This is a genomic window from Mycobacterium paraseoulense (genome assembly GCF_010731655.1).
GTDB classification, from domain to species: domain Bacteria; phylum Actinomycetota; class Actinomycetes; order Mycobacteriales; family Mycobacteriaceae; genus Mycobacterium; species Mycobacterium paraseoulense.
In genome coordinates, this window is record NZ_AP022619.1 from 4878061 (window position 1) to 4890720 (window position 12660).

Genomic DNA, 12660 nt, shown 5'->3' on the forward strand with positions numbered 1-12660 from the left:
GATGGTGCACATTGGGACGAAGTTGTAGCGACTCAAACCTGGAACAGAATTGGCAGCACTCAACGAAGTCTTTTTCGAGTCCGACGGCACACGGTGTGTGGCCGATCTCTACCTGCCCACCACCGTCGGCACCAGGATGCCCTGCGTGGTGATGGGGCACGGCGGTAGCGCCACCAAGCGCCTCGGCCTGCCCGCGTATGCGGAGAAGTTCACGAAGGCGGGCTTGGCGGCATTCGCGTTCGACTATCGGAATTTCGGCGCCAGCGGCGGCGAGCCCCGGCAAGTCATCAAGGTTGCCGAACAACAGGATGACTACCGCGCGGCGGTGCGATACCTGCGCGGTCGTGACGACATCGACCCGCATCGTATTGCCTTGTGGGGGACGTCGCTCAGCGGTGGACACGTGCTGGCGGTAGCCGCAACCGATCCGGATATCGCTGCGGTGGTGTCGCAGGTACCGCTTATCGACGGCTGGCACCGCGGCCGCATGCTGCGCCAGCGTCTCAATTGGGATGTAACGTGGCGGACTGCGCAATTCGCAGTCGCGGCCGTGCGCGATGTAGTGGGGGCAAAGTTGGGTAGGGAGCCGTATCTGGTTCCCGTGGTGGCGAATTCCGGAATGGTCGCGGTGTTCACCGAGCCTGAGGCCAGAGCCGCGTTCGAGGCGCTGGGCGGCGAAGCCGTCGGCTGGCGCAATGCGCTTGCGCCGCGCATGCTTTTCGCCTTGCCCCGCTATCGCAAAGGCACCGCAGAGAAGCTACGCATGCCGGTCCTGATGTGCATCGGGGACCGCGACCTGCAAGCTTCGCCCAGGTTCGGCGCTCGCATAGCGTCGCTGATGAATAACGTTGAACTGCATCGCTATCCGGTGGGGCACTTCGACGTCTACACGGGAACTCTGTTCGAGACGATCAGCGCGGTGGAGACGGAGTTTCTGCACCGCCACCTGATTGGCGGTCCTTCGGCGAACGGCGCCCGCGGCTGATGACGCGCTGGAAGTCGAAGGCGCGCCGGGCCGCGGGGTATTCGTGGGCCGTCCGCGATGCACGACGAGCGACGAGGGTCACATGCTCGTCTTCTGCCACGCGGAAGAGATCCTGATTGCGACCGCGGACAAGCCTGGCTGACGGGTTCAGGTCCACGGGCCGGGGAAGTGGCCGTCCTGGTCCTGCACCATCACGATGTCCTTGCACTCCCCGTTCAGCGCCGCGGCATTCTCACCGCGGCACACCAGGGTCCAGCCCGAGATCCGCGCGAAGGGCCGGACGGACCAGGTGGTCGCGATCGGGTCGGTGGCAGGCAGGGCGAGGACGGCGAACGTGTTGCCGACGTTGGTGATGTAGAGGTGGTCCTCGAAGAACGCCAATTTGGCGATTGGCATCTTCTTCGCGTCGTCGCGCGTCTTCAGCAAGTCCCACTGCTGCGTGCGCAGGTTCCACACCCCGAATCCGAACTGCGAATTATCGGAGTTGCGGCCGTCGATGAAGAGCTTCCCGTCCGACAACGTGGCGGAGAGCCCGCCGCCCGAAACCTTGTCGGAGTCACCGACTTTGATGACGGATTTGGCGTTCAGGTCGTAGAACATCGTCGAGACCACCGGGGGATTGTAGGAATCCCAGTGCGTCATCTTCACCAGTTTGTCCGGGCCGTCGGATAACTCGCCATCGACCGTCCAGATGTCGTTGTCCTGATAGATCGCTTCCCCGCTTGGCCGGCGCAGCTCGGCACCGGACGTCTTGGCGGCGTCGGTGTTTCGCTGGAATGACAACACGTCCTGCCACGCATGACCCGGCTGCGGGTCGTCCCACATCGGCGAGAGATCCGAACCGGAAAGGATCACGGTCCGCGGCGCCGAGGTGGCGCTGTGCCCGTCGGTAAAGGCGTTCACCCACGCGACACCCGACGCGGTCGCCGCCAGGCTCCAGTCGTTGGGTGGGGTCAACTTCAGGTCGGGGTTCGGCGGCTGCAGCTCTTTGGTCACCAACGGATGGTTGGTCTTGAGGTCAAAGGCGTATGCGGTGGCCTTGGCGACCTCGGGTTCCGGGCCGTGCGCGGGCTTGACGGTCGTCGTCAGATAGACGACCTTCATGTCCTCCGCCGTGCCGGTCAGCGCGCAGATGCCCCCGGTCAGATTCTCGCCGGCGGGGACCGTGGGGACCCCGGGCGCCACGTATTGCCCGGTTTTCGTATCGAATACTTTGGGCCGGATGCCCTCGAGCGCGGATTTGCCCGGCGAGAATTTATCGGGACAACCGAAGTACGCGGTTGCGCCGTAGGTTTTCCAGTCCTTCTCGAGCGGACCCGTCACCGGAGGCGGCAGGGGAGCCGACTGGGCGGTCGCTTTACCGGCGGAAGTCGAGGTGGTCGGGACCGCCGCGGGGGGCGACGCGGTTTCCGAACAGGAAACGACGGCCAGGCAGACAACGGACGTGACCAGGGCAAGCCCCCATTTGGGCACAGTTTGCCCCGTAAACGCCCGCATCAAGAAACCCCCGTTAAGTTCGTGTAACCAACGAGCGTAAAGCGGGCCGGGACCCACCGCGACTTGTGTCAGGCGGTCTTCGTCACACCCGGCCGCGGACCTGCTATCGGTCGAACTCGATGGGCAGGCTCTCGGGGCCGCTCAGGCTCACCATCGGTTTCCACGGAACCGGCCCGGCGGTGCGCGGGTTGAGCAGGCGGCCCGCGATGACGTTCAGCGCTTCGGCGATCTCGCGGCGGGCCAGGTTGGCCCCCAGGCAGTAGTGCACGCCGCCGCCGAAGGTCAAGATGGGCGGCGCGCCCGCTCGCGTGATGTCGACGCGGTCGGGGTCGTCGTACACCGCCGGGTCGCGGTTGGCCGCGGCGGTGTTCACCAGGACCATCGTGCCGGCGGGAAAGAGGTAGCCGTCCAGCTCGGCGTCCTCGATCACCAGCCGCAGGGTTCCGCACGCGATCGGCGAGTGGCGCATGGTCTCCTCGACGGCGCGCATCGCCAGTTCGGGGTGCGCCTTGAGCAGGTCCCACTGCTCCGGGTGCTCGCACAGGACGTGCACCGAGGCGGCCACCTGGTTTCGGGTGGTGTCCGTCCCCGCCAGGAGCAGGCCGCCCGCGAGCATTCGCAATTCGGCGGTGTTCAGGCGGTCGTCGTCGTCCTCGGCGCGGATCAGGTCGGAAAGCAGGTCATCGGTCAGGCTGTGCCGCCGCCGCGCCACCATGTCGTCGACGTAGTCGTCGAGCTGCCGCCAGGCCTCCATGACGACGGGCTCGACTTGCCGGAGGTCGACGCTGAAGCTGAAGGCCTTGAAGACGTCGTCGGCCCACAAGGAGAACTGTTGCCAGTCCTCGCGGGGCGCGCCGAGCAATGCGCAGATGATCGGGACGGGGTAGGGGCGCGCGAGGTCGGTGACGACGTCGCAGCGGCCCGCGTCGGCGACCCCGTCGACCAGCTCGTTCATCACCTTGGCCATGGTGTCGTGCAGCCTCAGGATCGCGCGCGGCGTGAACGCCTTCGATGTCAGGCTGCGCAGCCGATGGTGTGCGTCGCCTTCCAGGCACAGCAGGCTGTTGACCACCTTGTCCCACAGCGGACCCGACGTGACGCCCTGGGCGAGCAGATTGATGCCGGGCGGGATGTGGAATCGGCCGTCGCGCAGGACGGAGCGGACGAGCTGGTAGGACAGGACTTCGGGTCCGTGCGGTCCGATGGCCACGGGGGCGTGCCGTTGCGCCGCCTGAATGCGCGGATAGACGTCGGCGGGGGGTTCCTCGGGGCCGTATGTGAGCGTCGGCAGATCGGCATCGAAAACGCTTGTGGCAACGGTACCGACGGTCATGACGGTCTCCTCGAGGTTGCGCGAATAGTCCGCGACAACTTGCACACAATGTATGGCCGCGCCCGTGGGCTGTCAACGACCTCGCGCGTAGCCGCGGCCATTCGACGCCGCCGGCCATACAAAAAGCATCGGCCGTGTGGCCACCAAGCGGCGGCTACCGGCCCCTCATGCCGCGGGTCAACTGGCCGCCGAGCAGCGCCAGCGCGAACACGCCCCCGATGATCCCCGAAACAAGCAGTGGCAGTTGGCCGTTCGAACCCCACAGCAACCCCGCCCACAACCCTGCCACCAGGACGGCCAAGCCGATCGCGCCCTGGAACAGGCCCTGCGCGCTGGCCTGGTGCTCCTGATCGACGAGCCCGGAAATCCAGGCCTTGCCGACGCCGTCGGTGCACCCGGTGAACAACCCATAGGCGCCGATCAGCAGCCAGGAGGTCACGATGTCGGTGGTCAGCCCCAACCCGATGTAACCAACCGCGAAGAAGGTCAGGCCGAGGCCGAACAACGCCGGGCGGCCGACGCGGTCGGCCAGCGATCCGGCCGGGTAGCTGGCCAGGGCGTACACGGCGTTGTACCCGACGTACGCCAGGATCACCCCCACCACCGAGAAGCCGATCTCGTTGAGGCGCAACAACAGCAGGGCGTCGGGAAAATTCACCATGCTGAAGACCACCAGGAGCGCGGTCACCCGCCAGTACGGCCGCGGCAACGAGCGCACACCGGCCCACATCGACGGCCGCGGCGCGAGCGGGGCACCGCGGCGCCGCTCGCGCACCAGAAAGACGAGCGCCACGGACAGGACAGCGGGCACGATGGCGATATACAGCAGAGGGGCGATGCGGTGGTCCAGCAGCTCGTAGCCCGCCAACCCGATCAGCGGACCGGCGACGGCGCCCAGGGTGTCCATCGTGCGGTGGAATCCGAAAACCCGCCCGCGCAGGGGCTCGGCGACGCCGTCGACCAGCAGTGCGTCCCGCGGTGCGCCGCGGACCCCCTTGCCGAGCCGGTCGACGACACGACCCGCCAGCACACCGGGCCAGGCCGCCGCCACCGCGATGATGACCTTCCCGAGCGCGGCCATCCCGTAGCCGCCGGCGATCAGCGGGCGGCGCTGAAACCTGTCGCCGAGCGGGCCCGCGGCGAGTTTCGTCAGCGACGCCGCACCCTCGGCGGCCCCCTCGACGGCTCCCACCACCGATGGGGGCGCGCCCAACACGGCCGTCAGGTAGATCGGCAACAGCGGATACAGCAGCTCACTGGCGGTGTCCTGCAGAAATGAGACCCCGGAGAGCACCCGAACGTTGCGGGTGAGCCAGCGGGGGCCCGCGTCAGTTTGACTCTTGGGCACGAAGCCGCACCATCCGGGTCGTCGACGTCTCGTCCAACTCGACGACATCGGAACGCGAACGCAGGAAATCGCTGAATGACCGGAATCCCAAAGATCTTTCGCTGAACGACGGGTCCATTCGCTTCATCTGTGCCTTCACCGCGGAGTTGTGCAGCCAGTCGACGTCGTCCTTCTCCAGGCCGATCTGCAGCGCGCGCGTCAGCAGCGCCGTGGCGGCGGCCTGCGGATCGGGCGGCTCCGGTTCCTCGGGCTGCGCCGTCTTGGCGCGCCCGGCCGGTCGCTTCGGTCGCTTCGCCTCGTCGCCGGCGTCGGCCGCCGCGGGACCCGGTTCGAGCGCCGGCACGCCCGGCAGCGAGTCGTAGATGACGAACTCGTCGCAGGCCGCCGCCAGCGCCCGGCTCGACGCGCCGGCCACCCCGATGCCCACCACGTACCGGCCCAGCCGCTTGCAGCGCTGGGCCAGCGGGATGTAGTCGGAGTCGCCGGCCACGATCACCACGTGGGTGAGGTCGGGCAGCCGGAACATGTCCTCGACCGCGTCGACGGCCAGCCGGATATCGGCGCCGTTCTTGCCGTAGGCCGCCGCGGGGAACAGCTGCACCAGGTCAACTGCGCGGGCCACCAACTGCCCGCGGTACCCGGCGTTGATATCGGCCGACCAGTCCGCGTACGCGCGGGTGAGCACCAGGGTGCCGAACGACGACGCGAAGTCGAGGATCGCGCCGACGTCGACGGTGGCCCGATCCAGCCGCTCGGCATACTGCTCGAGCCCCTTGGCCTTGTCCCGCTGGAACGAGCTTCGGCCATGAACCTGGTCATATCGTGAAATCACGATGTTGTCGAAGTCGAGGTAGACGGCCACGCGGGCCGCGATGGGTTCCGTCATGGGCTAAATCATCGCTGAGGCGTCCGGCACTGTGGCGGTCGGAAGCGTTTTCCGTCACGATTCGCCCCGGCGGGGCCCTAGACAGCAGCCATATCGGGTACACCTGGGCAATGAACGAGTTGAAGTTCCTCGAGTTGCACGGCGATCGGGTCGCCTACCGCGACGAGGGCGACGGTGAGGTGCTACTGCTCATCCACGGCATGGCGGGCAGTTCGGAGACATGGCGGTCGGTGATACCTCCGCTGTCGAAGAAATTCCGGGTCATCGCCCCGGACCTGCTCGGACACGGCGAATCGGCGAAACCGCGCACCGACTACTCGCTGGGCGCCTTCGCGGTCTGGCTGCGCGACCTGCTCGACGAACTCGGCGTCAGCCAGGCCACCCTGGTGGGTCAATCCCTCGGCGGCGGGGTCGCGATGCAGTTCGTCTATCAGCATCCCGACTACGCCAAGCGGTTGATCCTGATCAGCAGCGGCGGCCTGGGCCCCGATGTGGGGTGGGTGCTGCGCCTGCTCTCGGCGCCGGGGGCGGAGCTGGTATTGCCCATCATCGCGCCCAAGCCCGTGCTGTCGGTCGGCAACAAACTGAGGTCGTGGTTGAGAGGCGCGGGCATCCACTCGCCGCGCGGGGCCGAGATCTGGAGCGCCTACACGTCGCTGTCGGACGGCGAGACGCGCCAGTCGTTTCTTCGGACGCTGCGATCGGTGGTCGACTACCGCGGGCAGGCAGTCAGCGCGCTCAGCAGGCTGCGGCTGCGTGAGGACCTCCCGGTCATGGCGATCTGGGGGGAGCGCGACGGCATCATTCCGGTCGACCACGCGTACGCAGCGCACGAGGCCCGCACCGACGCGAGGCTGGAAATCCTCCCCGACGTCGGCCACTTCGCACAGGTGGAGGCGCCGAACCAGGTGGTGGAGCTGATCGAGGATTTCATCGCGACCGGCGACCGCCACGACACGCAGAGTGCCCAGGCGCAGCTGTAGCTGAGGCGACGGCAATCGATCGCGCCGCGCCGCGCTCGCCGGTCGTAAAATTGGGGCAATGCCCAAAACCGCGGGTGCAGCACTTCCTCCCGGGCCCCGGCTGCCCCGGGCGGTACAGGCCGCGGTCATGCTGCACCGAGGGTCGCGCTTCGTCGCCGCCTGCCGGCGGCGTTACGGGGATGTGTTCACGCTGCGCGTCGCCGGGATGGGCACGCTGGTGTATCTGGCCGACCCGTCCGATATCAAGGCGGTATTCGCCGGCGACCCGCATGTCTTCCATGCGGGCGAAGCGAATTCGATTCTGAGCGGGTTGCTCGGCGACACCTCTCTTCTGGTGATCGACGAAGACGTCCATCGGGATCGGCGCCGCCTGATGCTGCCGCCGTTTCACCGCGACGCCGTCGCGCGCCAAGCCGGGCTGATGGCTGAGATTGCCGCGGCGAATATCGCGGGGTGGCCGGTGGGCAAGAGCTTCGCGGCCGCGCCCAAGATGTCGGAGATCACCCTCGAGGTGATCCTGCGCACCGTCATCGGCGCCACCGACCCGGCCCGGCTCGCGGCCCTGCGGGCGATCATGCCGCGGCTGCTCACCGTGGGCTCGTGGGCGACGCTGGCGCTGGCGAAGCCGGAGCTGCAGCGCTACCTCCCCTGGCGGGGACTGCGCCGGTGCATGGCCGAAGCAGACCGTCTGCTCTATACGGAGATCGCCGAGCGCCGCGCGGATCCCCACCTGGCCGAACGCACCGACGTGCTGGCCATGCTGGTCCGCGCCGACGACGGCGGACGGACGATGTCCGACCACGAGCTGCGGGACCAGCTGATGACGTTGCTGGTGGCCGGGCACGACACCACCGCGAACGGGTTGTCCTGGGCGCTCGAGCGGTTGACCCGCCACCCCGCCGTGCTGGCCAAGGCCGTCGCCGCCGCCGAGGCCAGCGCCGCGGGTGACCCGGCCGGGGACGAATATCTCGACGCGCTGGTGAAGGAGACGTTGCGGATCCGTCCGGTGGTGTTCGACGTGGGGCGGGTCCTGACCGAACCGGCCGACGTGGCCGGCTACCGGCTGCCGGCCGGGGTGATGGTGGCGCCTGGAATCGGGCTGGTGCACACCAGCGCCTCGGTGTACCAGGATCCGCACCGGTTCGATCCGGACCGCATGCTGGGCGCCGCGCTGAGCCCGACGACCTGGTTCCCGTTCGGCGGAGGCAACCGTCGCTGTCTGGGCGCCGGCTTCGCCCTGGTCGAGATGCGGGTGGTGCTGCGCGAGATCCTGCGCCGGGCCGATCTGGAGACCACCGCCGCGGCCGGCGAACGGCAGAAGCTGAAATTCGTCGTGCTGGTGCCGCATCGCGGGGCCCGGATCCGGCTGAGGGCGGTCAGGGACGTCCCCGCCGCGGCGGGGACGCGGACGCCGGCCCGGTAGCTAAATGCCGTAATCCGGCAGGTCGAAGTCGTCGCGCACGCCGCCCGCGAACAGCGTCGCCAGTGGGGCGAAATTCATGGTGCGCAGCGCCACGTCGCGCAACCACAGTCCGAATCGGGTCCGGGTGGCGAAGAACCCGATGTAGCGGGCCGCACCGGCTTGCTTGTCGCCGATGAAGGGCCGCATGCGCGCCTCATACGCGCCGAAAGCGCGGCAATGATCGCCCCCGGCGCGGGCGAGTTCGCCCGCCAGCACGTATGCCTCGGTGATGGCCAGGCCGGTGCCCTCCCCGCCGAGTAGCGAAATACACCCGGCCGCATCGCCGATCAACAACACCCGGCCACGGGACCAGCGGTCCATCCGAATCTGGCTGACGACGTCGAAGTACAGGTCTTCGACGTCGTCGAGTGCGGCCAGCATGGGTTTGGCCTCCCAGCCGAGGTCGCCGAACTCTTTGCGCAACTGGTCTTTCGGCGCGATCCCGTCATCATCGTGCCCGGCGCGGAAGATGAACAGGAACGTGGTGCGATCGTCGCGCAGCGCGAAACGCGCCAGCTGCCGCCCGGGGGCGGCGTAGGTCACGTAGGCGAGCTCCTCGCGCGGACGGTAACCGTCGACCACGCAGGCCGCGACCTTGCAACCCAGATAGTGCTCGAATGGTCGCTCTGGCCCGAACACCAGACCGCGCACGTTGGAATGCAGTCCGTCGGCGCCGATCAGCAGGTCGAAATCGCGCGGCGCGCCGTTGTCGAAGGTGAGCCGTACGCCGTCGCCGCGGTCGTCGACGGTGGCGATGCTGTCGCCGAAGATGGTTTCGACCTTGTCCTCGATGGTGGTGTAGATCGCCGCGGCCAGATCGCCGCGCCGCAGGCTGGTGAGGTCGGCGCCGAGGACCCGGCGAAAGACGTTCACGTCCACGTCCGCCTTGACCTCGCCGTTCGGGCCGACCGAGCGAAGCCGTTCCATGTGGTAGCCGGCGGCGCGGATCTGCTCTTCGATGCCCATCCGCTTGGCCACCTGGTAGCCGACGCCCCAGAAGTCGATCATGTAGCCGCCGGTGCGGAATTGCGGCGCCTGCTCGATCAGCGTCGGCGTGTGGCCGGTGCGCTGCAGCCAGTGGGCAAGGGCCGCCCCGGCCACGCCGGCGCCGCTGATGGCGATTCTCATGGCGGCCTCTACGCTCGCACCCACTCCCATGCCGCGTCCAGTCGCTCACGGTCGAAAGTTCGCAACTCGCCGCTCATCAGCCACGCGGCGGCGACGTTGACGCACCATTGCTCCCACCGCGGCGCGCCGACCACGGCAACCTTGCGAAAGTCGTTGCGGTGCCCGATGTCGAAAACGGTGTTGACCCACGCCGCGCGCAGGGTCCATCCGTCGAACGGCTCGCCGATGAGGAAGAGCACCTTCAGGGTGCCGAAGCGGTCGAGCAAGCTCTGCACCGTGGGCACCAGCACGTCGCGGTAATCGCCCGCGGTCAGTTTGCCCGTCGCGCACAGTCCCAGCACGTCGCGGTCGCTCCCGCGCATGACGTCGATCACGGCCGGCCTCGCAGTTGAATGTACGGCGCGAACAGCTCATCGGCTGCGGTGTCCAAATCGTCCGGGGCGTCGATGATCACGACGAACGCGTCGTCGCTCTCCTCGGTGCCGAACCGCAGAAACGGGCAGCACTCGCGCTCGCGACGCACCAGTTCCCGTGCCTGCGCGGCGGCCGCCGGCCGGTACCGCAGCCGCATCCGCTGGCCATCGCGCTGATGAGTCTGTAGGGCCGTCGCGTTGAGTTGTCCGATCCACGCCATTCGCGCCGCGTGATCGGAGGCCGTCAGGCTGCAGGCAAGGTCATTCTCGGGCATGCCTCAAGGATCGGACTTCACGTGGGTTGAGGGTCAAGACCGCACGCGAGACCATGGGGAGATGGCCCTCAGGATTGGCGAGCTTGCCGGTGCAACCGGGACGACGGCGCCGACCATTCGCTACTACGAACAGATCGGTCTGCTGCCCCACCCGCGGCGGGTCGGCGGTCAGCGTCGGTATGACGACGACGATGTGCGGCGGGTGACTTTCATTCGACGCTGCCGGGATCTTGATTTTTCGGTCGAGCAGGTCCGCGCTCTCGTCGAACTCACGCACGATGCTGATCGGTCCTGCGTTGAGGCCCGTGACCTGGCGGAGCTCCACCTCACCGCGGTGCGGGCAAAGCTCGCGGACTTGCGAACGCTGGAAAGCCGCATCGCCGAATTGATCGTGACCTCGAAGGCTGACTGCGATGGCCGGCCCGCCACGGAATGCGTTGTGCTGGAAGGGCTGTCCCGACCCTGCGCTACGACCCGGGTCACGTCCCCGGATTTTCGATGAGCCGCTTGAGATAGCGCAGCTCGGTTCGGGTGTGCTCGCGATCCTTCTCGATGCCGTGCAGCAGGTGCACGAAGGCGAACGCCGCGATGCGCCCCAACAAGTGGCGTGGGAACGTGGCCCACACCCGCGCGCTGACCCGGGTGCTGGCCCCGTCGCTCGGCTCGACGCGCCAGGTCACGCCCTCACCCACCGGCAGCGAAACGCCGAACCAGCGATACCGCGCGTCGGCTTCCCAGGTGACCGCCGTGCCCGGGTCCACAGCGGTGATGGTCCCCTCGGCCACCCCGGGTATCCCGCCGATTTTTTCCGCGATCCGCAGTCGCGCGCCGACCTCTGTCGCCGGCAGCGAGTCCAGGTGCTCGAGGCTTTTGTGCTCGCTGTTGGAAGCCAACCACCAGCGGTCGATGTCGCGGAGCACATTCCATACCTGTGCGTGTGGTGCTGCTATCAAGACCGATTCGCTGAACTCGAACACCTTGAACTCCCTCCGTTGCTTTTCGACCCCTATTCCTCGACATTAGTTCATTAATGCGCATATATGAATATCTGTCCCGTTGGTCGAGTTCCGGCCGTTCGGCCGGCGGGCACCAGGGCCTAGTGGGTCCGCGCGCCGCGGTAGTCGACCTGCCAGTGCTTGATGCCGTTGATGAACGACGACCGCAGCCGCTCGGGATTCGCCAGGGGAGTCAGGTCGGGCACGTGATCGGCGAGCGCATTGAACATCAGGTCGATCGTCATGCGCGCCAGGTTGGCGCCGATGCAGTAGTGCGCACCGGTGCCGCCGAAACCCACGTGCGGGTTCGGGCTGCGCAATACGTCGAAGGTGTACGGGGCATCGAAGACCTCTTCGTCGAAGTTGGCCGAGCGGTAGAACAGCACCACCCGCTGGCCCTCGGCGATCCGGACACCGCCGAGCTCGGTGTCGGCGAGCGCGGTGCGCTGAAACGCAGTGATCGGTGTCGCCCAACGGATTATCTCGTCGGCCGCCGTCTTGGGTCGCCGCGCCCTGAACAGCTCCCACTGCGCCGGATGATCGGTGAAGGCCATCATCCCCTGGGTGATCGAGTTCCGCGTCGTCTCGTTTCCGGCGACGGCCAGGGTGACCACGAACATGCCGAACTCCGCCTCCGAGAGGCGCTGGCCCTCGGCGTCCGCGCGGATCAGCGTCGTGACGATGTCGTCGCCCGGCTCGTCCCGCTTGCGGGCCGCCAGTTGCATTGCGTACCACATCAATTCGCCCGCCGACGTCAGCGCATCGTTGCCGGCGAACTCCGGATCGTCGCCGCCGATCATGTTGTTCGTCCAGTCGAACAGCTTGCCGTAGTCCTCGGGCGGAACACCGAGCAGCCCGCAAATGGCCTGCAGCGGTAACTCGCAGGCCACCTGGCGGACGAAGTCGCCCGAACCGGCCGCCGCCGCTTCGGTCACGATGCGGCCCGCCCGCTCGGAGAGTTCGGTGCGCAGCCGCTCCACCGCGCGGGGCGTGAAGGCCCGCGAGACGATCTTGCGCAACCGGCTGTGTTCGGGGTCGTCCATCATGATCATCGACGCCCGGCCCGCCGCAATCTGGCCGGCCGCCACGTCGTCGCGGTAACGCGGCACGATCGACTTGGCCGCCGAGGAGAAGACGTCGCTGCGCAGCGAGACCTCGCGGACGTCGCGGTGCTTGGTCACCACCCAGTAGCCACCGTCACCGAATCCGCCCGCGCCGGGCACCTGCTCGTTCCACCAGATCGGTTCCGTTGCGCGCAGTTCGGCGAACTCTTGCACCGGCAACCGGTGGGCGTAGATGTCGGGATCGGTGAAGTCAAAGCCCGGCGGGAGGTTCGGTGCGGCCATCGGAGTTCT

The 12660-nt window shown here is 67.7% G+C and carries 13 protein-coding genes; 4 read left to right on the top strand and 9 right to left on the bottom strand.

From position 1 onward, the window contains the following. Positions 1-49 precede the first annotated feature (49 nt). Positions 50-985 carry an alpha/beta hydrolase gene (locus G6N51_RS22715; protein WP_083171656.1) on the top strand — a complete coding sequence of 312 codons (936 nt, stop codon included), beginning with the start codon at positions 50-52 and terminating at the stop codon, positions 983-985. 147 nt (positions 986-1132) lie between these two features. Here G6N51_RS22715 and G6N51_RS22720 read toward each other — a convergent pair whose 3' ends face one another. The 4 genes from G6N51_RS22720 to G6N51_RS22735 form a co-directional block, all read right to left on the bottom strand. Next, positions 1133-2482, bottom strand: a complete 1350-nt coding sequence (locus tag G6N51_RS22720; protein WP_083171655.1) for a hypothetical protein — start codon at positions 2480-2482, stop codon at positions 1133-1135. Positions 2483-2585: 103 nt separating this feature from the next. Further along, positions 2586-3815, bottom strand: coding sequence for a cytochrome P450 (locus G6N51_RS22725; protein WP_083171713.1), 1230 nt, complete (start codon positions 3813-3815; stop codon positions 2586-2588). Between the two features lie 154 nt (positions 3816-3969). Next, positions 3970-5163 carry an MFS transporter gene (locus G6N51_RS22730; RefSeq protein ID WP_142274925.1) on the bottom strand — a complete coding sequence of 398 codons (1194 nt, stop codon included), beginning with the start codon at positions 5161-5163 and terminating at the stop codon, positions 3970-3972. After that, positions 5144-6049 carry an NYN domain-containing protein gene (locus tag G6N51_RS22735; protein ID WP_083171653.1) on the bottom strand — a complete coding sequence of 302 codons (906 nt, stop codon included), beginning with the start codon at positions 6047-6049 and terminating at the stop codon, positions 5144-5146. Before G6N51_RS22735 ends, G6N51_RS22730 begins: the two co-directional genes overlap by 20 nt. Before the next feature lie 110 nt (positions 6050-6159). On the opposite strand from G6N51_RS22735, the gene G6N51_RS22740 reads away from it, so the two are divergent. Then, a complete protein-coding gene (locus G6N51_RS22740; RefSeq protein WP_083171652.1) occupies positions 6160-7032 on the top strand; it encodes an alpha/beta fold hydrolase in 873 nt (290 codons plus the stop codon). 58 nt (positions 7033-7090) lie between these two features. Beyond that, on the top strand, positions 7091-8455 hold the full coding sequence (locus tag G6N51_RS22745; RefSeq protein WP_163750801.1) for a cytochrome P450: 1365 nt from the start codon (positions 7091-7093) through the stop codon (positions 8453-8455). On the opposite strand, the gene G6N51_RS22750 is transcribed toward G6N51_RS22745, so the two are convergent. From G6N51_RS22750 to G6N51_RS22760, 3 genes are read right to left on the bottom strand one after another with little or no spacing between them, the layout of a single operon-like run. Continuing rightward, a complete protein-coding gene (locus G6N51_RS22750; RefSeq protein ID WP_083171712.1) occupies positions 8456-9622 on the bottom strand; it encodes an FAD-binding domain in 1167 nt (388 codons plus the stop codon). A gap of 8 nt (positions 9623-9630) precedes the next feature. After that, positions 9631-9996, bottom strand: a complete 366-nt coding sequence (locus G6N51_RS22755; RefSeq protein ID WP_083171650.1) for a SpoIIAA family protein — start codon at positions 9994-9996, stop codon at positions 9631-9633. Then, a complete protein-coding gene (locus G6N51_RS22760; protein ID WP_083171649.1) occupies positions 9993-10310 on the bottom strand; it encodes a hypothetical protein in 318 nt (105 codons plus the stop codon). The genes G6N51_RS22755 and G6N51_RS22760 overlap by 4 nt, the downstream gene beginning before the upstream one ends. A 61-nt stretch (positions 10311-10371) precedes the next feature. On the opposite strand from G6N51_RS22760, the gene G6N51_RS22765 reads away from it, so the two are divergent. After that, positions 10372-10812 (top strand): MerR family transcriptional regulator, encoded by a 441-nt coding sequence (locus G6N51_RS22765; RefSeq protein WP_083171711.1) that lies wholly within the window; start codon positions 10372-10374, stop codon positions 10810-10812. Here G6N51_RS22765 and G6N51_RS22770 read toward each other — a convergent pair. After that, positions 10790-11287, bottom strand: a complete 498-nt coding sequence (locus G6N51_RS22770; protein ID WP_158086210.1) for an SRPBCC family protein — start codon at positions 11285-11287, stop codon at positions 10790-10792. The two genes, G6N51_RS22765 and G6N51_RS22770, sit on opposite strands and share 23 nt — an antisense overlap. 119 nt (positions 11288-11406) lie before the next feature. Continuing rightward, positions 11407-12651, bottom strand: coding sequence for a cytochrome P450 (locus G6N51_RS22775; RefSeq protein WP_083171647.1), 1245 nt, complete (start codon positions 12649-12651; stop codon positions 11407-11409). Positions 12652-12660 lie beyond the last annotated feature (9 nt).